Here is a 20258-nt window from a genome sequence, read left to right as displayed (position 1 = left end):
GCCTAGACTTTGCCACTCACGCCCTTGAAGTTCGCATCCAGTTGGCGGCACCGGAACGGCTCCGCCCCGGGAGGAAACTTTGAACGACACGCGACAAGGCAAGGACGAGGCCAAGACCGCAGAGACGTCACTCGCCAAGGCGATCCGTCTTCTGCCGGTGGTGGCAGAGCGCAACGCGACCGGGGTCACCCTGTCGACCGTCGCGCGCAAGGCCAATCTCAAGATAGCGACCGCGCGCCGGCTTCTTCAGGGGCTCGTCGACGGTGGGCTTCTCAGTTTCGACCCCTATTCCAAGATCTATACTCTCGGCATCGGCATATTCGATCTGGCAGGAGCACCCGGCTCACCGCGTCAGTTCGACTCGCTGCGGATGGAATTGCATCCCGCTCTCGCAGAAACCGCGACCCTGACCGGCGAGACGGCCTATCTCAGCGTACCTTTCGGGGATGAGGCGCTGTGCATCGACTCGGTCAACGCCGCCTACCCGCTCTCGGCCAATACGTTGCAGGTCGGTGCCCGGCGGCCGCTCGGCGTAGGGGCAGGCAGCGCGGCGATGCTGGCGGCTCTGCCGGAAGATGAATGCGACCGGCTGATCGCCTCCAATAGCGATGTCTACGGCCGCTATGGCGATCTGAACGTTTCCGAAGTCAGACGCATGGTTCGCCACTGGCGCGAGCACCGTTGGCTGGTCAACAACTCCATCATCATCCCCGAGGTCAGCGCCATCGCCGTGGCCGTATTCGACAGCACGGGTCAGCTGAGAGCCGGCTTGTCGGTCTCTGCGCTGAAATCCCGGCTGGCACCCAAGCGCCGGACGGAAGTCGTCGAGGTGATGACACGTGCGCTCTCCCGGGCAGGTTTCAGGACGTAAGGCAGGCAAATCATGTACCCAATTCACTTCTTTCACCGCGCGGCAAGACTCTGGCCTGATCATGTCGCGGTAGAGCATGGCGACGACGCCCTTGCCTACGGTGAACTCCACGCGAAAGTGCAGGCGCTTGCCACAGGTCTGCAGCGGATGGATCCCGAATTCGGCAGCCGCGTCGGCATCTGCTGCTATAACACGATCGACCATCTGGTCTGCTGGCTGGCGGTTCTGGCGGCGGGCAAGGTCTGGGTCCCGCTGCAGCCGATGAACGCGACCGCCGAACTGGTCCGCGCCGTTGCCTTCACCCGCGCCAGCATCGTGATCGTCCAGAAGGACACCGCCGAAAAACTCATCGGGGCCGAGACCACTCTTCTTTATTCCAACCCCGAAGGCGGCGAAGGCACCACCGGCGCTCTTTACCGCAATCATGCAGGGCAAGCCCCGGCAGAAGCCGACCTGCCCTTGTCGGCCACGCAGGCGATCAAGTTCACAGGCGGCACCACCGGCCTGCCCAAGGGCGTGATGCAGCCCTACCGCGCCTGGAATACCAACATCGCCACGCAAGTCGCCGCCTGGTCGCTGGGCGAAGGCCAGCGTTACCTGGCAGCAGCCCCTATCACGCACGGCACCTCAACCTATATCCTGCCGACGCTTGCCACCGGCGGCACCCTGGTTCTGCTCGACCGGCCGCGCCCCGAGCAGACTCTCGACTTCCTGCAAAACGCCCGGATCACCACCACTTTCGTGCCACCCACCGTGCTCTACATGCTGATGGAACTCGAAAATGTCCGCAACGCCGACTATGCGCATCTCAAGAACCTGATCTACGGCGCCGGGCCCATGCGCCCCGACGCCATCGGACGCGCGCAGGACATCTTCGGCCCCTGCCTTGCTTCCACCTACGGCCAGACCGAGGCGCCCCAGATCGCCACCATGATCTCGGCCGAAGAGCTCAAGGACCCCGCCAAACGTGCTTCGGTGGGACGAGAGACCTTTCTCAGCCGGGTCGAGATCATGGACGACAAGGGCAATCTCCTGCCCGCAGGAGAAACCGGCGAAATCGTCATTCGCGGCGACCTGCTGATGACAGGTTACTGGGACCAGCCCGACATCACCGCAAAGACTCTGATCGATGGCTGGCTCCACACCGGCGATCTCGGCCAGAAGGACGAGGAGGGCTATCTCTTCATCCGCGGCCGCGCCAAGGAGATGATCATCACCGGCGGCTTCAACGTCTACCCGGCCGATGTCGAGACCATCATGGGCGAACATCCCGAGATCATCGACTGCGCCGTCTACGGCGTGCCCGACGACAAGTGGGGCGAGGCGGTGCACGCCGCAGTGCAGGTCCGCGACGCGAACGCCGTCAGCGGTGACGAGATCATCGCCTTCATCCGCGAACGTCTTGGCCCTGTCCAGACGCCCAAATCCGTCAATTTCCGTGACAGCCTGCCGCGCAACGCGATCGGCAAGCTGCAGAAAAACCAACTCGCCGAAGAGCACGCCGCCGCGCGGGCCGACGAACTTCAGAAAGGCTGACCCATGTCCAAACCAGCGCCTACGACATCGCTGTGCCGCTATACCGACACCGAGATCTTCTATCGCAACCACAACCTCGTGGACGAGCTTCTGTCCGATGACAGCGATTTCGTCACCGTGATGATGCAACACATCCTGAACCGCCCGGTCAGACCCAGCCAGAAGCGCGTGATGAACGGCATCCTGATCGTGATGATGGAACACGGGCTGACACCCAGCGCCATCACCACCCGGTCGATCTACATGTCGGCGCCCGAGAACCTTCAGGGCGCCGTCGCGGCCGGCCTCCTGGCCGTCGGCAGCCAGTTCGTGGGCACGATCGAGAATAACGCCCGCCTGCTGTCGGAGCTGGTCGATCTGGACGCCGACGCCCAGGCCGTCCGCGCCGCCGAGATCGTGCGCGAACATCGCGCCCGGAAGGCCCACCTGCCCGGCTTCGGCCACCACTTGCACAAGCCCGACGACCCCCGCGCGCTCAAGCTGCTGGAGATCGGCGAGAAAGAATCCGAAAACCCCCACTACCTGCGCGCGCTGAAAACCCTTTCGGCCGCAGTCGACGCGGAATTCGATCGCCACATCACCATCAACGCCACCGGCGCCACTGCCGCCCTACTGGGTGACATGGACATCCCCGTGAACCTGATGCGGGGATTCGCCGTCATTTCCCGTGCCGCGGGCCTTGTCGCGCATATCGCCGAAGAGCAACAGAAACCCTCCGGTCGCTTCATCTGGGAGACGATCGACAAGGCCATGCCGTTCGAGGACGACGCATGAGCGATTTCGCCATCGTCACGGGCGGCGCGCGCGGTATCGGCGCGGCGATTGCCGAACGGCTCAAGGCCGATGGTCTGCGCGTCGCCGTGGTGGACCGTATCGCGCCCGAACACGAGCACGCCGACGAGGTGCTGGAACTGGACCTGTCGGATGTCGAGACCACCCGCACCGCGCTGGCGAAATTCTGCGACGGCCGCCGCGTGACGCGGCTGGTGAACAATGCCGGCATTGTCGAGCCGGCAGACGTGGAAGGGACCGCCCCTTATTCCATCGACAAGGTCGCGGCCGTGAACCTGCGCGCCCCGCTCGTCTGCCTGCAAGCCGCCCTGCCTTCGATGAAGGACGCGCGGCTGGGCCGGGTCGTCAACATCTCCAGCCGCGTGGCCCTGGGCAAGGAACTGCGCACTGCCTATTCGGCCACCAAGGCCGGTCTGCACGGCATGACCAAGACCTGGGCGTTGGAACTGGGCCGGCACGGCATCACCGTCAACGCGCTCGGCCCCGGTCCCATCGCCACGGAGCTGTTCAACAAGGTGAACCCGCCCGGCGACCCGCGCACCGAGAAAATCATCGCGACGGTGCCCATGAAACGCACCGGAACCCCCGAGGACGTGGCCGACGCCGTGTCGTTCTTCTGTTCGGAAAGGGCGGGGTTCGTGACCGGACAGGTCCTTTACGTCTGCGGAGGCATGACGATCGGATCCGTCTGAAGACCATCCGGACACAAGGAAAGACAAGACTTTTCATCAAAGGAGGAGACCAAGATGAAACTCAACCGCAGAACCCTGATCGGCGCCGTCAGCGCCACCGCCATGCTGGCCTTTGGCGGCTCGGCCATGGCGCAGGATTATCCGACCAAGCGCATCACCATCATCGTCCCATACAGCGCCGGCGGCGCCACCGACATCCTGGCCCGCCAGGTGGCCGATGGCCTCGCACAGGTGCTGGACGAAACCGTAACGGTCGAAAACCGTCCCGGCGCCGGTGCCACGCTCGGCACCACCCAAGCCGCCAAGGCCCGTCCCGACGGCTACACGCTCTTCATGGGGCAGGTCTCGTCGCACGGCATCGCGCCGGCGGTCTACAAGAACCTGCAATACGATCCGGTCGCGGATTTCGCGCCGGTCAAGCTAATCATGTCGATCCCCAACGTTATGGTGGTCAACAAGGACAGCCCTTACCAGACCGCGCAGGAATTCCTCGACGCCGCCAAGTCCGAGAACATGACCTTCGGGTCGTCGGGCGTGGGTAGCTCGATCCACCTTTCGGGCGAGATGTTCAAGGCGCGCACCGGCGCCGACATGACCCACGTCCCCTTCCGCGGCAGCGGCGAGGCCGTGCCCGCCCTGCTCTCGGGCGACGTCGACGTGATGTTCGACAACCTGCCCTCGGCCATGCCGCATATCCAGTCGGGCGCCCTGCGCGCGCTGGCGGTGACCACGCCGGAACGCTCCGATCAGCTTGAGGACGTGCCCACGCTGGACGAGCTGGACATCGCCGAGCTGGACGGCTTCGCGGCCCGCTCGTGGTTTGGCATCCTCGCCCCTTCCGGGACCGACGAGGCCGTCGTGGCCACGCTGTCCGAGGCGCTGGATGAGGTCATCACCAGCGACAGCTTCAAGAAGTTCGCCGACACCCGCGGCGCCAGCATCGAGGGCGGCAGCCCCGAAGACTTCGCCAAGTATATCGAGGGCGAACTTTCCAGCTGGAAAACCGTCGTGGACGAGGCCGGCGTCACGGTCGAATAATTCAGCCTTCATATTACATGGTGGCGGCCCCCACGAGGGGCCGTCACGCCAATCGGGCGGCACGGGAGGAGGGCCAGCCATGAGCGACACCAGATCAGACACCGACGCCCGCCGGGGACGCCGCCGCGAAATCGTCTTCGCGGCTCTCACGCTTCTGGCGTCGGCGCTTTTCGCCTTCGTCGTGATCCCCGCCGGTGTGACGACACCCGCCTCGGTCAAGCACCTGCCGCTTTCGCCTGCCTTCCTGCCCTATGTTCTGACCGCCGGTGTGGGCCTTTTCGCCCTGATCCACCTGCTCGAGGCAGTCTTTGCCGCCCATATCCCCGGCGAGGATGAAGCCTCGCTCGGAACGCACCCGCGCTGGAAAAGCCGCGTGCTTATGCTCGTCGGCCTGCTTCTGGTCTACCTGATGCTGCCCGACCGGTTGGGGATGCCCCTGACGGCCATGCTGGTCACCATCGCCCTGATGGCCATTGGCGGCGAACGCCGCCCGCTCATCCTTCTTGGCGTCGGTATCGGTGTGCCGGTGCTGGTCTATCTCTTTTTCGCCCATGTCGCGCAGGTGCCTCTGCCGATGGGCCTCTTCGAAGACTGGATGTGATCGATGCTTGAGAATATCGCAACCGGCTTCGAGATGTTCTTCACCCTGGGCAACCTTCTGGCGATAACCGCCGGGGTCTGCCTGGGCGTCACCGTGGGCGCGATCCCCGGCCTGACCGCGACCATGGCCGTGGCCCTCGCCCTGCCCTTCACCTTCAACCTCGATCCGGTCACCGGCATCCTGCTTCTGGTGGGCGTCTACAAGGGCGGCGTCTTCGGCGGCTCGATCACCGCCATCCTGATCCGCGCCCCCGGCACACCGGCAGCGGCCTGTACGCTGCTCGACGGCTACCCGCTGGCGCAGAAGGGCCAGGCAGGCAAGGCGCTCAACATGGCGCTCTACGCGTCCTGCATCGCCGACTTCCTGTCGAACCTGTCGCTGATCTTCTTCGCCAGCCTGATCGCGGGGCTCGCGCTCGCCTTCGGCCCGCCCGAGTATTTCTGGCTGATCTGCTTCTCACTGACCGTGGTCATCTCGATCTCCGGCTCTTCCCTGACCAAGGGCCTGATCTCGGGCCTCTTGGGCCTTCTGACCTCCACCATCGGGCTCGACCTGGTCTATGGCACGCAGCGCTTCACCTTCGACAATTTCAACCTGATGGGCGGCGTCAGCTACATCCCCCTGCTGATCGGCCTCTTCGCCCTGCCCGAGGTGATCGATTTCTACGTGCGCAAGGTCGCGCCCTTCACCGTCAAGACCGCCGACAAGAGCCGCGTCAGCCTGGCCGAGCTGAAATCCAGCCTCGTCACCATCATCCGCGGCAGCTTCATCGGCGTCATCATCGGGACAATCCCGGGCGCCGGCGCCACCGCCGCCGCCTTCCTCTCCTACGGCGAGGCGCGCCGTACGTCCAAGTCACCCGAAACCTTCGGCAAGGGCAATATCGAGGGCGTCGCTGCCTCCGAGGCCGGCAACAACGGCGTCGCCGGCGCCACGCTCATCCCGCTCCTTGCGCTCGGCATCCCGGGCGACGTGGTGACGGCGGTGATCCTCGGCGCCTTCATGCTTCAGGGACTCACCCCGGGGCCGCTAATGTTCCAGGACAACATCACCATCATCTATGCCATCTTTATCGGCATCATGCTCAGCTCCGTCGTCCTTCTGGGATCGGGCAAGCTGGCGATCCGCTACTTCGCCCGCATCGCCGACATTCCGCGCCACATCTTGCTGCCCATCGTGCTGATGTTCTGCGTCTTCGGCAGCTACGCCGTGCAAAGTCAGATGTTCGACGTGGGCGTGATGCTGGCCTTCGGCGTGCTGGGCTACATCATGATGAAGATCGACATGGCCGCGGCCCCCTTCCTCATGGGTTTCATCCTGGGACCGCTTTTCGAGGACAACCTGCGCCGGTCCTTCCTCATTTCCGAGGATATCACGATCTTCTTCCGCAGCCCGATCTGCTGGATCTTCATCGTCATCACCATCCTGTCCGCCTTCGTCGGCATCCGTCGCGAGCTGCGCGTCACCCGCGCCAAGCGCGACGCCCTGCGCTCGGGGTCGGCATGACCGGCGCGTCGGATCCGGGCCTTCAGGGCCGCGTCGCGCTGGTGATCGGCGCCGGCTCCATCGCGTCGGGCATCGGCATCGGGCGGGCCATCGCCATCTGCCTCGCGCGCGAAGGCGCCCACGTGATCGCCGCCGACAACGACCTCGCATCGGCCCGCGAAACCGTGACCCACGTCACCGACGCGGGCGGCAGCGCCGAGGCCGCGACGGTCGATGTCCTCGACGACACCAGCGTCACCGCCCTTATCTCGGATATCGAAGCGCGGCACGGCCGCCTCGACATCCTGCACTGCAACGTGGGCCTAGGCAAAAGCGGCCCGTCCGAGAACACCACGCCCGCCGACTGGCGCCGCATCAGCGACGCCAACCTGACCTCGCTGCACGTGGCCGCACAAGCCGCCATCCCGATGATGCGCGCCCGCGGCGGAGGTGTCATCACCTTCACCTCCTCGATCGCATCGATCCGGAACGTGGGCTATCCCCACCTCGCCTATTCCGCCACCAAAGCGGGTGCCAACCAGTTCGCCCGCGCCCTGGCCGTGGAACTCGCGCCCGACAACATCCGCGTCAATTCCATCATCGCGGGTCTCATCGACACCCCCCGCATCGGTGTCACGCTGGCCAATAGCTACGGCGACCGGACCGAGGCGCAGATGCGCGCCACCCGCGCCGCGCAATGCCCGCTGGGCCGCATGGGCAGCGCCTGGGATATCGCCGAGGCGGCGGTGTTCCTGGCCTCCGACAAGGCGGGCTACATCACCGGAACCGAACTCGTGGTCGACGGCGGCCTGTCGGCCAGCATCCGTCAGGCCGTCGATGGCTAAGGCGCCCGTGATAGCCGGTCGCGTCCGGGACATCCTCAACCCGGCTCTGGCGCTCTACCTGCTGGCCACCGGCGCTGCCGCGATCGTCGTTCCGGTGCCGGACATCCCCACCGTATTCGTCCTTCTGGCGCTCGCCCTGCTCAACCACCGCGGCCTCAACCGCCCCGCGTGGATCATCGGAGGCCTCGTGCTGGGGCTCTTTCTCTGGGGCTGGGCCGGCGGCTGGATCGACGCCACGGGCGGCCTCGGACGGATGACCTTTCTCGCCGCCTTCCTCGTGGCGCTTGGCCTGCTCAGCCGCGCCGCCTCGCGCGCGCCCGACATCCGCAAAGCCGCCGGCGTGGTCGCGAACCGCCCGCGCGGCGCTCGCTATCTCTTCGTCACGCTTGGCACCCATATTTTCGGCATCTTCCTCAATTTCGGCGCCGCCAGCCTGATGGCCACGCTACTGGCACAAACCCGCGAGACGCTGGAAAAGCAGAACGCGGTCGAGGACCTCACCCTCTCGATGCTGCGCGGCTTCGGCGCCATGCCCATGTGGTCGCCGCTTGCACTCTCGACGATCATCACTCTGTCGATCCTGCCCGAGGTCGATTACTTCCAGATCCTGCCCTACGGCCTCGTCGCCGCACTTCTCTACCTCGGGGCGGGATATCTGGTGTCGCGCGGCCCGCGCACGACCCCGCCCTCCGACCAGCCGACCTTGGCACGCGCCATGCCGCCCCTGCCGGATCAGGCGATCCTGCTGCGCGTCGTCGCCCGCGTCGCCCTGCTGGTTGCCGTAGCCTTCGGGCTGCACATGGCCGCAGACCTTTCGATGCCGGCTTCGGTGCTGCTGGCTGTGCTGGGCTTCTCGCTCGCCTGGTGGGCGATACAGCTCGCCGCGCGCCTGGCCCCCGGTCTGCACCGCGAACTGGGGGCAACCGCGCAATCGGGCGTCAACGAAATCGTCATCGTCTCCTGCGCGGGCTTTCTCGGCGCTGTCATCGCCTGGTTCGTCAGCAGTTTCGACGGCGCCCTGCCCACCCCACCCGACGCGCTGGTGCCCGCACTCATCGCCCTGGTGCCCGTAGGCATGGTGCTGGGCGGGCTCATGGCGCTCAACCCCATCGTGTCGGCCAGCATCCTTCTGGGCGTGCTGCACCCTCTGGTGCCCGAACCAGCCCTGATGTGGCTGGCGCTGGCCGCGATCATCGGCTGGGGGCTCACCGCGGCCTCCACGCCCTTCACCGCCAACGTGCTGATCACCACCCGGATCATGCAGCTCGAGCCGGCCCCGCTACTGCGTGGCGGCAACCTGAAACTCACCGTGCTGACGCTGGCCGCGCTAGGCCTCTTCCTCGCCACCGCCACAGTCATCTCTCTACAAGGTTAGGACCAACATGACCCAGACAATGCAAGCCGTCTTCGCCACGCAGCCCGGCGGCCCCGAGGTTTTGCAAGCCCGCGACATTCCCATCCCCCGGCCCGGCCCGGGCGAAGTGCTGATCCGCGTCGCTGCCGCCGGCGTCAACCGCCCCGACCTGCGCCAGCGCCAGGGCGGCTATCCCCCGCCCCCCGGCGTGACCGAGGTGCTGGGTCTCGAAGTGGCGGGCGAGGTCGTGTCCTGCGGCGACGACGTTCTGTCCTTTACCGAGCGCGACAAGGTCGTCGCTCTGGTCGCGGGCGGCGGTTACGCCGAATACTGCGTCGCCCCCGCCCCACAGGTCCTGCCCTGGCCCTCCGGCCTCTCGGCGGTCGAGGCCGCATCCCTGCCCGAAACCTATTTCACCGTCTGGACCAACCTTTTCCGCATCGGGCGTCTGGCCGAGGGCGAAACCGTTCTGATCCACGGCGGCGCCAGCGGCATCGGCACCAGCGCGATCCAGATCGCGCGCGCCATGGGGGCCACCGTCTACGCCACCGCCGGCACCGACGAGAAATGCCAGGCCTGCCGCGACCTCGGCGCGACCGAGGCGATCAACTACAAGACGGCCCTGTTCGAGGATGAAATCGCCCGCCTCACCGACGGCGGCGGCGTCGACGTCATCCTCGACATGATCTGCGCCGACTACCTCGACCGCAACCTCGCCTCCCTCGCCGTCGCGGGGCGGCTGGTCATCATCGCCTTTCTTGGCGGCGGCAAGACGGAGATTGACATCGAGGGCATGATCCGCAAGCGCCAGACCCTCTGCGGCAGCACCCTGCGCCCGCAAACGCCGCAGGAAAAGGGCCTCATCGCCGCCGACCTGCTGGCGCAGGTCTGGCCTCTGCTGGAACAGGGCGCGATCAAGCCGGTGATCAATTCCGTCCATTCTCTCGCCCGCGCCGCCGACGCCCATGCAGAGCTCGAAGCCGGCGGGCACGTCGGCAAGATCGTTTTGTCGGTGACCGAATAGCTATTGCGCGCGCGGCGGCCCGCTCGTCGCGCGCACCATGATCTCGGGCGGGATCAGCGCCGCCACGTCCACCGCCTCTTCCGACGTGGTCAGCTGCACGATGGCCTCTGCCGCCCGCGCCCCGATTGTGCGCGCCGGGATGCGCACCGTGCTCAGCGACGGCTCGAACTCCTTCGAGCCCTTGAAGTCCCCGATCCCCGTCACCGTCACCTGCCCAGGCACATCGATCCCGGCGCGGCTCAACGCGTGCAGCGCGCCCCAGGCCAGCACATCGTTGCCGCAGATGATCGCCGTCGGCAGATTGCCCTCGGCAATCAGCGCCGCCACCGCGCTTTTCGCCGTCGCCACGCTGTAGGGCGCCACCAATTGCCACGCCTCGGGAATACTGCACCCCACCTCCGCCAGCGCATCCTTCACCCCGGCAAAGCGCAGGGACGCCCGGTCATTGCCTTCTGTCGGCGGGAACATCGCCGCCACCCGCCGGTGCCCCAACCCCGCCACGTGCCGCGCGATCAACGCCCCGGCAGCGTAATTGTCCGATCCCACGCAAGGAAACGGCGCGTTGGGCGAAAAACTCCACAACAGCAGCGTCGGCATCTCCTGTTGCGCCAGCAGGTCCAGCGTGTCCTGCGTATGCTCGATCCCGATCAGCGCCACGCCATCCACCCGATGCTCCAGCATCTTGCGCGTCAGACTGTATTCCCGGTCCAGGTTGAACCCGTGAGAGGCCAGCAGGATCGTGAAGCCCAACTCCTCCACCGCCTCGGAAAAACTCTGGATCATCTCGGCGAAAATCGCCTGGTCCACGGTAGGCACGATCAGCCCTATTGTGCCGCTGCGAATGCCGTGGATCGTCTGCGCCGCGCGGTTGCGGATATACCCCAGCCGCCGCACCGCGGCATCAATCTTTTTCCGTGTCGTGGCCTTCACCAAGTCCGGATGATTGAAGCTGCGCGACACCGTCGACGGCGACACGCGCGCCGCCTTTGCGACGGCAATGATATCGGCTTTTCTTTTCGCCTTATCAGCCACTTGATTAGCCTTTAGCCGCCAAAAATGAAAACATTTGCAATATTGTTTTCATCCCATACCCTTTCAGGTCAATCGCGACAAGCCAATGGGAGGATACGGCTTGGAGTTCCTGTTCTACTTCGGCGACGTGTTTACGCCGTTCAACTTCATGCTGCTTCTGATCGGCACCATCGGCGGGCTGATCCTGGGCGCCACGCCCGGCCTGTCGCCGACCATGGCCGTGGCCCTGCTGATTCCGTTCACGTTCAAGCTCGACGCCACGCAAGGCCTGATCCTGCTGGGCGCCGCCTACACCTCGACCGTCGCGGGCGGCGCGGTCAGCGCCATCCTGCTCAAGATCCCCGGCGCGCCCGCCAACATCGCCACCACGCTCGACGGGCACACCATGGCCAAGAACGGCCAGGGCGCGCGGGCGCTGCAACTGTCGTTCATCTCCTCGGCCATCGGGGGCGTTTTCGGCGTGCTGTTGCTCATCTTCCTCACGCCCGTGCTGGCCGAATGGGCGCTGGCCTTCGGTCCGTCGCACCTCTTCTGGCTGGCCATCCTCGGCGTCACGGTCATCGGCTCGCTCGATTCCAGCTCCGTGGTCAAGGGGCTGCTTTCGGGCTGCATCGGGCTCTGGCTCGCCACCATCGGGTTCGACGACGTGATGGGCGCGCAGCGCTTCATCTTCCATTCCAGCGTGTCTGGCGGCATCAACATAATCCCTGCCCTCATCGGCCTTTTCGCCATTCCGCAGGTCATCACCATGTTCGCCAAGGGCCGGCACCAGCACGACGCCGAGGTTCTCAAGGTCGAGAAAAGCCCCATCATGGACTCGATCCGCGAGGTATTCCGCCGCTCGCGCGCGCTCAGCATCGGCACGCTCACCGGTTCCTTCATCGGCCTCATCCCCGGCGTCGGCGGCCAGATCGCCGGGCTCGTCGCCTATGACCAGGCCCGCAAGACCAGCCGCGAGCAAAAGAAATTCGGCACCGGCCACAGCGAAGGCGTGATCGCCGCCGAAAGCGCCAACAACGCCATGGTCGGCCCCTCGCTGGTGCCGCTGCTGACGCTCTCGATCCCCGGCTCGCCCACCGCCGCGGTTCTGCTGGGCGGCCTGCTGATCCACGGCATCTTCCCGGGCAGCGACCTCTTCGAGAACTACCCCGATGTCGCCTGGACCTTCATAAACTCCATGCTGATCGGCCAGATCCTGATGTGCGTCTTCGGCCTCTACGTGGCCGGGCTGGCGGCCCGCGTGGCCCAGGTGCCCAACGCGGTCATGGCCGCCGTGGTGCTGGCCCTCGCCGTCTTCGGCAGCTACTCGGTGCAGACCTCGATGGGCGATGTCTACATCATGGCCGCCCTCGGCACCGGCATGTATTTCCTCGAACGTTTCGGCTTTTCCGCCGCACCTCTGGTGCTGGGCCTCATTCTCGGCCCCATCGCCGAGGCGAATTTCGTGCAGGGCGCAATGATCGCCAACGCGACCTCCAGCATGGGCACCTATTTCTTCACCGGCGTGCTGAACCTTACGCTGATCGGCATCGTCGTAGCCTCCATCGCCTACTCGGTCTGGATGGAACTGCGCCAGCGCCGCTATCTCAGCAAGGAAGACACGCTCGAACAACAGGAGCGGACCACGTGACCGATCGCCCCCGCACCCAGCACATCCTCGCCAGTGGTCTGGTCGCCCTTGTCGGCATCTGGGTCGCTTGGCTCAGCTTCACCGGCACGCCCGCCCGCGCCTTTCTGTTTCCCCGCATCATCTCGGTCGTGTTCGTGGCTTTGGCCCTCTGGACCTTCGGCAAGGCGCTCCTGGGCAAGACCCGCGTCGGTCCAGGCCTCAGCGTCATCGCCGTGCGCAACATCCTGCCCGGCATCGTGGTGTTGCTGATCTACGTCTTCTGGGCCGCTCAGACCCTGGGCTTTTACACCGCGTCCACCATCGCCTTTTTCATCCTGCTGTCCCTTTACGATCCCGCCCCCCACGGCGAGATCCGCACATGGGTCAAACGGGTGCTGATCACGGCCGGTTTCCTGGCCGTGATGTACGGTCTCTTCGCACTGCTGCTGGGTGTCTTCACCCCGCGAGAGATCCTTTTCTGAAAACCAAGAAGCGAAAGACAACTTTCCAAGGGAGGACCCAAGAAATGAAGAAACTGATTGCAGCCGCATCCATTGCGCTCATGGGCCTGGCGGGCACCGCCACCGCGCAAGAGAATTACCCCGAACGCCCCGTCATGCTGATGGTCAGCTACGGTGCCGGCGGCGCCACCGACTTCCAGGCCCGCATCGTCACGATGACGGCGGGCAACGAGGACGCTTTGGGAATGCCCATCGCCATCGTCAACAAGCCCGGCGCGGGCGGCCGCGTCGGCTGGAACTGGCTCGCCACCCAAGTCGATGCCGATGGCTACACCCTGGGCGCCTACAACGTGCCCCATTTCATCGCCCAGTCCATCGAGGGCGGCGTCGACTACAGCACCGACAGCTTTGAGCCCATCGCCAACTGGGGCGCCGACCCGGCGGTCTTCGTCGTGGGTGCCGACAGCCAGTTCAACTCGATGGAAGACGTGGTGAACTACGCCAAGGAAAACCCCGGCGGCCTCACCTTTTCCGGCGCCGGGCTTTATGTCGGCCACCATATCGCCGCGCTTCAGCTTGAAAAGGCCGCGGGCGTCAAACTGGCATACATCCCCAACAACGCGGGTGGGGCTGGCGCCATGAAGGCCGTGATCGCTGGCGACGTGCTGGGCGGGGTCAACAACCTCTCCGACGCGTTCCGCGCCGAAAAAGCCGGCAACGTCAAGATCCTCGGCGTCTTCGACAACGAGCGCAGCGACTTCCTGCCCGACGTGCCGACGATGAAGGAACAAGGCTATGACATCGACAACGCCTCGGTCAATTTCCGCGGCGTGATGGTGCCCAAGGGCACGCCCCAGCCGATCATCGACAAGCTGGCCGAGATCGTCCCCGCCATGTTCGAGAACGACCGAGTCAAGGGCAAGATGGAAGCGGGCGGTTCGCCCATGCACGTCATGACCCGCGACGAGGTGATCGAGATGTGGGCCGCCCGCGAGGAAACCCTCAAGGAACTGCTCTCCGGTCTCTAAACCGCCATGCCCCCGGGGCGCGCATCATCAATTGCGCGCCCCTCACCAGAAAGGTTTCGCACCATGAACGCCCCTGACCCCATCGCAGACCTGGACGCCATCATCGCCCGCGCCCGCGCCGCCCAAGGCCGGTACGAGGCCGAGGGCAGCCAACAGCGCTACGACCGCGCCGCACAGGCCGTCGCATGGGCGATCATGGAACCGAGCCGCAACCGGGAACTGGCCGAACTGGCCGTCCGGACCACGGGCCTCGGGAACGTGCCCGACAAGATCACCAAGAACCACCGCAAGACGCTGGGCCTCATGCGTGACATAAAGGACGTCCCCACCTATGGCGTCATCCGTAACGACCCCGCCACCGGCATCACCGAAATCGCCCGGCCCAAGGGTGTCGTCGCCGCGATCGTGCCCTCGACCAACCCCGCCGCCACGCCCGCCAACAACATCATCAACGCGCTGAAATGCGGCAACGCCATCGTCGTGGCCCCGTCGCCCAAGGGTGTGGCCAGCTGTGAGAAACTGATCGAATTCATCCACGCCGAGTTCGCCAAGATCGGCGAGGATCCCGACCTTGTCGGCATGGTCCCCGCGCCCGGCTCCAAGGACAAGACCCAGCGCCTGATGGAAACCTGCGACATGGTCGTCGCCACCGGCAGCCAGAACAATGTCCACCGCGCCCAGACCTCCGGCACACCCGCCGTCGCCGTCGGCGCGGGCAACGTCACCGTCATCGTGGATGAGACCGCCGATCTCGACGCCGCCGCCGAGAAGATCCGCGCCTCCAAGACCTTCGACAACGCCACCTCCTGCTCGTCCGAGAACTCGGTCGTCGTGGTGGATGCCGTGCGCGACGCCTTCATCGCCGCCATGGCCCGCGCCGGCGGCGCCGTGGTCGAGGACGAGGCCGCCGTCGTTGCCGCCCTCTGGCCCGACGACCACCTCAACCGTTCTGTCATCGCACAGGACGCCGACAAGATGATCGACGCGCTGGGGCTGTCGGGCAAGGTGCCCGAAGGCACCGAATACATCGCGGTTCCCACCACCGGCATCGGCTCCGACCATCCCCTCTCCGGCGAAAAGCTCAGCCGCGTCCTCGCGCTTTATTCAGCCAGGGATTTCGACGACGCCCTCCGCGTCACCCGCGACATCCAGCTGTTCCAGGGCGCCGGCCATTCCGTCGGCCTGCACAGCACGGATAACGCCCGCCCGATGACGCTCGCCCGCGCCATTCCCACCAGCCGCATCATCGTCAACCAGGCGCATACCTTCGCCACCGGCGGCGCCTTCACCAACGGGATGCCCTTCTCGCTCTCCATGGGCTGCGGCAGCTGGGGCGGCAATTCCATCGACGAGAACGTCCATTGGAAGCATTTCCTGCAATCCACCAAGATCGTGCGTGAGATCCCCGCCGTTGAGCCCACGCTTGAGGATATCTTCGCCGACTACTGGAAGGCCACCGGCCAATGAAGCTCAGCCGCGACACACCGCCCGAGGGCACCGTCCGCGACTGGCTCGCCGCCCGCGCCGAAAAGGGCGGCACCGCCTGCGTCTTCCCCGAGGACGGCTCCCATCTCGACTGGCCCGCCCTCCAGGACGCGGCCCTGTCCTTCGCCCGCGCCCTCACCGCCCGCGGCGCCGTGCGCGGCGAAAGCGTCGCCATCGTCGCCCCCAACAGCCGCGACGGCCTCGTCGCGCTCTACGGCGCACTTGCGGGGGGCTTTCGCGCCACCATGATCAACCTCGCCGCGGGCCGAGACGCCATCGCCTACGCGCTGGAGCATTCCGAGGCCCGCCTGGCCTTCGTCCACGAGGCCTGCACCGAACAGTTCGAGCCCGCCAACACAACCGACATTGCCCCGGTCTCATTGTCCGAGCGGGCCGAGGCCGACCTGCACCCGGTCACCCCCGACGATCACGCCCTCCTGATGTACACTTCCGGCACCACCGGCCGTCCCAAGGGCGTGCTCCACACCCATGCCAGCCTGCTGGCCGGAGGCTGGACCACCACCATCGCGCACGATCTGTCCGAGGCCGACCGCGGTTTCTGCGTACTGCCCGTCTACCACATCAACGGCCTCTGCGTGACCGTCATGGGCAGCCTCGTCTCGGGCGGCTCCCTCGCCGTCACCTCGAAATTCTCCGCCTCCCGCTTCTGGGATCAGGCGGCGCGCGCCGAAGTCACCTGGTTCTCCGCCGTGCCCACCATCATCTCGCACCTGCTCCACGGCACGGACGAACCCGGCCCCGAGGTCCGCAGCCGCCTGCGCTTCGGCCGCTCCGCCTCCTCGGCGCTGGCGGTCGAGACTCAATCGGCCTTCGAAACCCGCTTTTCCGTGCCCATCATCGAAACCATGGGCCTGACCGAAACCGCCGCCCAGATCCTGTCGAACCCCCTGCCGCCCGCCACCCGCAAGATCGGCTCGTCCGGCATGGCCTATGGCTGCGAGGTCCAGATCCAGGACAGCACCGGCGCCGCCCTGCCGCCCGACACCGAAGGCGAGATCACCGTGCGCGGACCCAACGTGATGCAAGGCTACCTAAAGAACCCGGATGCCACCCGCGACACCTTCCGCGACGGCTGGCTGCGCACCGGCGACCTCGCCCGCATGGATGTCGAAGGCTACGTCTTCGTCACCGGCCGCCTGAAAGAGCTGATCATCAAGGGCGGCGAGAACATCGCCCCCCGAGAGGTCGACGAGGCGCTCTACACCCATCCCGACGTGATCGAGGCCGCCGCCTTCGCCCGGCCCTGCACCACCTACGGCGAAACCGTCGAGGCGGCGGTGCGCATCCGCGAGGGCTCTGTTCTCAAGGGTGCGGACCTGATCGAGATCTGCCGCAACCGCCTCGGCGCGTTCAAATCCCCCGACGAGATCCACTTTCTCGACGAGTTGCCCAAGGGTCCATCGGGCAAGATCCAGCGCCTGAAACTCGCCGATATCCTCGAACCGGCGAACCGCTGACAGAACGTCCCGGCACCACTCTGCACGCCGCTTTCAGCATTCCGGGAGCGCCTTTCGGAACCCCGTCCCGGGCTTCACCCGGGACCTCAGGCTCGGCACAAGAGGCCCCGGCTCGCAGGCCGGGGCGGGCTTGCAAACAGCACCGTGCCGCAATCGCTTGCGCCGGTCGCGCTCCGAAATTCCTGCTTCAGCTAGGGGCATTGCGCCCGCATGACCCGTCTCGACCCTCCCGAATCACCAGCTCTGCTCCATAGTGCAGCCAGTTCGACGCGCTTGCATGTCTTGCCGGCACAGCGCCTGTCCGTCCACCGAACCACCCGGCTCTTTTTATTGCCTCAGATACTCCCGCCAAAGGTTTCCGCCGCTCGCGACCACTCAACCTGCCGCGTCTCACTCACTGTCAGTGCAGACCCGTCCCGGGCTTGACCCGGGACCTCCCCGCTCAAAACAAAAGGCCCCGGCTCGGGAACCGGGGCGCACAGGAAAGCGGCAGCGGGAGCGCCCCCTCACACCCCCACGTACCGCTCCGACACATCCGGCGTCAGGTCCGCCATCGCGCCCGTCCAGACCGTCTCTCCCCGCTCCATCAGCACCGCGCGGTCCGCCACCTGCGCCAGTTCCCGCACTGACTTGTCGATCACCAGCAGCGCCATTTCGGTGGCGTCCTGCAGCTGGCCCAGCGCCGCCCAGATCTCGGCACGCACCAGCGGCGCCAGACCCTCGGTCGCCTCGTCGAGGATCATCAGCCGAGGGTTGGTCATCAACGCCCGCCCGATCGCCAGCATCTGCTGTTCGCCGCCCGACAAAGAGGCTGCCACCTGCGCCGATCGCTCTTCCAGCCGGGGAAACAATTCCGCGACGCGCGCCCTGTTCCACGGTCCGGGCCGGGCCGCCGCCAAAAGGTTCTCCGCCACTGTCAGATCCCGAAAGCATCGGCGCCCCTCCGGCACCAGCCCGATGCCCAGCCGCGCCGCCCGGTGGCTCGGCAGCGCGTGCAAGTCGTGACCGTCAAAATACAACTTTCCCTGGCTCGGGATCATCCGGCAAATCGCCCGAACCGTCGTGGTCTTGCCCATCCCGTTGCGCCCCATCAGCGCCACGGCCTCGCCTGCTTCCACCTTCAGGTCGACCCCGAACAGCGCCTGGCTCACACCGTAATGCGCCTCCAGCCTCTCGACCCGCAGCAGGCTCATGCCTCCTCTCCCAGATAGGCGTCGCGCACCGCCCGGTCGGTCCGGATCTCCGAGACCGTTCCCGTCGCGATGATCCGGCCATAGACCATAACGCTGATCCGGTCCGCCAGGGCGAAGACCGCGTCCATGTCGTGCTCCACCAGCAGGATCGGCGCCGTGCCACGCAGCTCGCTCAAAAACCCTGTCATCCGTTTCGAGCCTTCCGCCCCCAGCCCCGCCATCGGCTCGTCCATAACGAAGGCTCGAGGATCGACTGTCAGCGCCATCGCCACTTCCAGTTGCCGCCGCTGCCCGTGCGAAAGGTCAGCGCCCAGCGTCGCCGCCGCATCGGCCAGCCCTACCTGCGCCAGCGCCGCCTCCGCCCGGCCCCGTAATTCAGCATCGTCCAGCGCCCGCCCGAAAAACCGCCAGGGTCGCGCGGTGGCGCCAAGCGCGCCCAGCAACGCATTCTGCAGAACCGTGTCCTCCATAGCCAGCTGCGACACCTGGAACGTCCGAGCCAGCCCGGCTCTCGCCCTGGCCGCCGCACCAAGCCGCGTGACATCCCGACCGCCCAGCAGGACCTGCCCCGCATCCGGCCGCAGAAGACCACAGATCTGCTGGATCAGCGTAGACTTGCCCGCGCCATTGGGGCCGATCACCGCATGGATTTCCCCCGGCTTCAGATCGAGCGCGATGTCCTCGCTCGCCGTAAGCGCGCCGAACCGCTTCGTGATCCCCCGCGTCTCCAGCACCGGCTCAGTCATGCGCCACGCTCCGCCCCGCCAGGAGCCCCACGAGGCCGCCGCGTGCAAAGAGTACGATCAACAGCAGGATCACCCCCAGCCAGATCAGCCAGAACTCCGTCAGTCCGCCCAGCCAGTGCTCCAGCAGAACGAACACAGCCGCGCCCATCACCGGGCCAAACAGCCGTCCGACCCCGCCCAGGATGACGAGGATGATGATCTCGCCCGAGAACTGCCAGCTGAACATCGTCGGGCTGACGAAGCGGTTGAGGTCGGCAAAAAGCGCCCCCGCCAGCCCGGTGATCGCACCCGAAATAACGAACGCCACCAGCTTCAGCCGCACCGGGTTCAGGCCCACAGTCTGCACCCGCACCGGCACCTGTCTTGCGGCGTTCAGCGCCAGCCCAAAAGGCGACCGCATCAGCCGCGCGGTCAACCACAGGACGGCACACAGGATCGCGAAACAAAGCCCGAAGAACTGGATCGGCACCAACGTGTTCAGTCCCGGAAACCCATTGCGCACATAGATCGACAGGCCGTCCTCGCCGCCATAGGCGCTCCACGAGATCGCGAAGTAGAAAAACATCTGCCCGAAAGCCAGCGTGATCATGATGAAATAGACGCCGCTGGTCCGCAGGCTCAGCACACCGATCACCAGCGCCGCCAGCGCCGAGGTCACCACGGCCACGACCCAGATCACCGGCATCGACTTGGTGCCTTCGATCAGCACCGGCCATTCCGCGACAGCCGTATAGGTCTGCGCATGATGCGCGAGGATTCCCATCGCATAGCCGCCGATGCCAAAGAACACCGCGTGCCCCAGGCTGACCAGCCCGCCCAGTCCCAGCGCGATGTTCAAGCCGACAGCGGCCAGCGCCAGGATTACCACGCGCGTCGCCAGCGTGATCGTGAATGGCTGGTCAACCGCCACGGCCCAAAGCGGCACCGCCACCAGTCCCGCCAGCACGGCCAGGTTCAACCAGGCTTCCCTGTTCATGGCCCCGTTCAT

At 66.0% G+C, this 20258-nt stretch carries 19 protein-coding genes; 15 read left to right on the top strand and 4 right to left on the bottom strand.

Annotated elements, in window-relative coordinates; translation table 11 throughout:
• Nucleotides 1–79 precede the first annotated feature (79 nt).
• The 10 genes from FIU85_RS16690 (at nt 80) to FIU85_RS16645 (ending at nt 10238) form a co-directional block, all read left to right on the top strand.
• Nucleotides 80–871, top strand: a complete 792-nt coding sequence (locus FIU85_RS16690; RefSeq protein WP_152493277.1) for an IclR family transcriptional regulator — start codon at nt 80–82, stop codon at nt 869–871.
• A 12-nt stretch (nt 872–883) separates the two neighbouring features.
• A complete protein-coding gene (locus FIU85_RS16685; RefSeq protein ID WP_152497691.1) occupies nt 884–2407 on the top strand; it encodes a class I adenylate-forming enzyme family protein in 1524 nt (507 codons plus the stop codon).
• Nucleotides 2408–2410: 3 nt separating this feature from the next.
• The gene (locus FIU85_RS16680; protein WP_152497690.1) at nt 2411–3181 is read left to right on the top strand and encodes a citryl-CoA lyase; all 771 of its coding nucleotides are present in this window, start codon (nt 2411–2413) and stop codon (nt 3179–3181) included.
• Nucleotides 3178–3891 (top strand): SDR family NAD(P)-dependent oxidoreductase, encoded by a 714-nt coding sequence (locus tag FIU85_RS16675; protein ID WP_152497689.1) that lies wholly within the window; start codon nt 3178–3180, stop codon nt 3889–3891. Before FIU85_RS16680 ends, FIU85_RS16675 begins: the two co-directional genes overlap by 4 nt.
• 54 nt (nt 3892–3945) lie before the next feature.
• Nucleotides 3946–4929 carry a tripartite tricarboxylate transporter substrate binding protein gene (locus tag FIU85_RS16670; RefSeq protein WP_152497688.1) on the top strand — a complete coding sequence of 328 codons (984 nt, stop codon included), beginning with the start codon at nt 3946–3948 and terminating at the stop codon, nt 4927–4929.
• A gap of 79 nt (nt 4930–5008) precedes the next feature.
• The gene (locus FIU85_RS16665) at nt 5009–5530 is read left to right on the top strand and encodes a tripartite tricarboxylate transporter TctB family protein (protein ID WP_152493282.1); all 522 of its coding nucleotides are present in this window, start codon (nt 5009–5011) and stop codon (nt 5528–5530) included.
• Nucleotides 5531–5533: 3 nt separating this feature from the next.
• Nucleotides 5534–7036 (top strand): tripartite tricarboxylate transporter permease, encoded by a 1503-nt coding sequence (locus FIU85_RS16660; RefSeq protein ID WP_152497687.1) that lies wholly within the window; start codon nt 5534–5536, stop codon nt 7034–7036.
• A complete protein-coding gene (locus tag FIU85_RS16655; protein ID WP_152497686.1) occupies nt 7033–7860 on the top strand; it encodes an SDR family NAD(P)-dependent oxidoreductase in 828 nt (275 codons plus the stop codon). Before FIU85_RS16660 ends, FIU85_RS16655 begins: the two co-directional genes overlap by 4 nt.
• Nucleotides 7853–9235: a hypothetical protein gene (locus FIU85_RS16650; protein ID WP_152497685.1), complete on the top strand. Its 1383-nt coding sequence runs from the start codon at nt 7853–7855 to the stop codon at nt 9233–9235. Before FIU85_RS16655 ends, FIU85_RS16650 begins: the two co-directional genes overlap by 8 nt.
• A 7-nt stretch (nt 9236–9242) precedes the next feature.
• A complete protein-coding gene (locus FIU85_RS16645) occupies nt 9243–10238 on the top strand; it encodes an NAD(P)H-quinone oxidoreductase (RefSeq protein ID WP_216648880.1) in 996 nt (331 codons plus the stop codon).
• Here FIU85_RS16645 and FIU85_RS16640 read toward each other — a convergent pair whose 3' ends face one another.
• Nucleotides 10239–11270, bottom strand: coding sequence for a LacI family DNA-binding transcriptional regulator (locus FIU85_RS16640; RefSeq protein WP_152497684.1), 1032 nt, complete (start codon nt 11268–11270; stop codon nt 10239–10241).
• Between the two features lie 100 nt (nt 11271–11370).
• On the opposite strand from FIU85_RS16640, the gene FIU85_RS16635 reads away from it, so the two are divergent.
• From FIU85_RS16635 to FIU85_RS16615, 5 genes are all read left to right on the top strand, one after another.
• The gene (locus FIU85_RS16635; RefSeq protein WP_152497683.1) at nt 11371–12900 is read left to right on the top strand and encodes a tripartite tricarboxylate transporter permease; all 1530 of its coding nucleotides are present in this window, start codon (nt 11371–11373) and stop codon (nt 12898–12900) included.
• On the top strand, nt 12897–13361 hold the full coding sequence (locus FIU85_RS16630; RefSeq protein ID WP_152497682.1) for a tripartite tricarboxylate transporter TctB family protein: 465 nt from the start codon (nt 12897–12899) through the stop codon (nt 13359–13361). Before FIU85_RS16635 ends, FIU85_RS16630 begins: the two co-directional genes overlap by 4 nt.
• 44 nt (nt 13362–13405) lie before the next feature.
• Complete coding sequence (locus tag FIU85_RS16625; RefSeq protein ID WP_152497681.1) at nt 13406–14368, top strand: tripartite tricarboxylate transporter substrate binding protein; 963 nt, start codon at nt 13406–13408, stop codon at nt 14366–14368.
• 63 nt (nt 14369–14431) lie between these two features.
• Entirely contained in the window at nt 14432–15835 is a 1404-nt protein-coding gene (locus tag FIU85_RS16620) for an aldehyde dehydrogenase family protein (protein WP_152497680.1), read from the top strand.
• The gene (locus FIU85_RS16615; RefSeq protein ID WP_152497679.1) at nt 15832–17331 is read left to right on the top strand and encodes an AMP-binding protein; all 1500 of its coding nucleotides are present in this window, start codon (nt 15832–15834) and stop codon (nt 17329–17331) included. Before FIU85_RS16620 ends, FIU85_RS16615 begins: the two co-directional genes overlap by 4 nt.
• Before the next feature lie 506 nt (nt 17332–17837).
• On the opposite strand, the gene FIU85_RS16610 is transcribed toward FIU85_RS16615, so the two are convergent.
• From FIU85_RS16610 to FIU85_RS16600, 3 genes are read right to left on the bottom strand one after another with little or no spacing between them, the layout of a single operon-like run.
• A complete protein-coding gene (locus FIU85_RS16610) occupies nt 17838–18524 on the bottom strand; it encodes an ABC transporter ATP-binding protein (protein WP_152497678.1) in 687 nt (228 codons plus the stop codon).
• On the bottom strand, nt 18521–19270 hold the full coding sequence (locus FIU85_RS16605; RefSeq protein ID WP_152497677.1) for an ABC transporter ATP-binding protein: 750 nt from the start codon (nt 19268–19270) through the stop codon (nt 18521–18523). The genes FIU85_RS16610 and FIU85_RS16605 overlap by 4 nt, the downstream gene beginning before the upstream one ends.
• Nucleotides 19263–20246, bottom strand: a complete 984-nt coding sequence (locus FIU85_RS16600) for a branched-chain amino acid ABC transporter permease (RefSeq protein WP_152497676.1) — start codon at nt 20244–20246, stop codon at nt 19263–19265. Before FIU85_RS16600 ends, FIU85_RS16605 begins: the two co-directional genes overlap by 8 nt.
• Between the last annotated feature and the right edge of the window lie 12 nt (nt 20247–20258).

Source organism: Roseovarius sp. THAF8, from assembly GCF_009363735.1.
Lineage (GTDB): Bacteria > Pseudomonadota > Alphaproteobacteria > Rhodobacterales > Rhodobacteraceae > Roseovarius.
The sequence above is the reverse complement of the archived record's forward strand: the minus strand, read 5'-3'. Positions and strand labels throughout refer to the sequence as shown.

Coding starts and splice junctions, on each gene's coding strand:
- FIU85_RS16685 (WP_152497691.1), top strand. CDS start 884: ATGTACCCAATTCACTTCTTTCACCGCGCGGCAAGACTCTGGCCTGAT.
- FIU85_RS16680 (WP_152497690.1), top strand. CDS start 2,411: ATGTCCAAACCAGCGCCTACGACATCGCTGTGCCGCTATACCGACACC.
- FIU85_RS16675 (WP_152497689.1), top strand. CDS start 3,178: ATGAGCGATTTCGCCATCGTCACGGGCGGCGCGCGCGGTATCGGCGCG.
- FIU85_RS16670 (WP_152497688.1), top strand. CDS start 3,946: ATGAAACTCAACCGCAGAACCCTGATCGGCGCCGTCAGCGCCACCGCC.
- FIU85_RS16665 (WP_152493282.1), top strand. CDS start 5,009: ATGAGCGACACCAGATCAGACACCGACGCCCGCCGGGGACGCCGCCGC.
- FIU85_RS16660 (WP_152497687.1), top strand. CDS start 5,534: ATGCTTGAGAATATCGCAACCGGCTTCGAGATGTTCTTCACCCTGGGC.
- FIU85_RS16655 (WP_152497686.1), top strand. CDS start 7,033: ATGACCGGCGCGTCGGATCCGGGCCTTCAGGGCCGCGTCGCGCTGGTG.
- FIU85_RS16650 (WP_152497685.1), top strand. CDS start 7,853: ATGGCTAAGGCGCCCGTGATAGCCGGTCGCGTCCGGGACATCCTCAAC.
- FIU85_RS16645 (WP_216648880.1), top strand. CDS start 9,243: ATGACCCAGACAATGCAAGCCGTCTTCGCCACGCAGCCCGGCGGCCCC.
- FIU85_RS16625 (WP_152497681.1), top strand. CDS start 13,406: ATGAAGAAACTGATTGCAGCCGCATCCATTGCGCTCATGGGCCTGGCG.
- FIU85_RS16620 (WP_152497680.1), top strand. CDS start 14,432: ATGAACGCCCCTGACCCCATCGCAGACCTGGACGCCATCATCGCCCGC.
- FIU85_RS16615 (WP_152497679.1), top strand. CDS start 15,832: ATGAAGCTCAGCCGCGACACACCGCCCGAGGGCACCGTCCGCGACTGG.
- FIU85_RS16610 (WP_152497678.1), bottom strand. CDS start 18,524: ATGAGCCTGCTGCGGGTCGAGAGGCTGGAGGCGCATTACGGTGTGAGC.
- FIU85_RS16605 (WP_152497677.1), bottom strand. CDS start 19,270: ATGACTGAGCCGGTGCTGGAGACGCGGGGGATCACGAAGCGGTTCGGC.
- FIU85_RS16600 (WP_152497676.1), bottom strand. CDS start 20,246: ATGAACAGGGAAGCCTGGTTGAACCTGGCCGTGCTGGCGGGACTGGTG.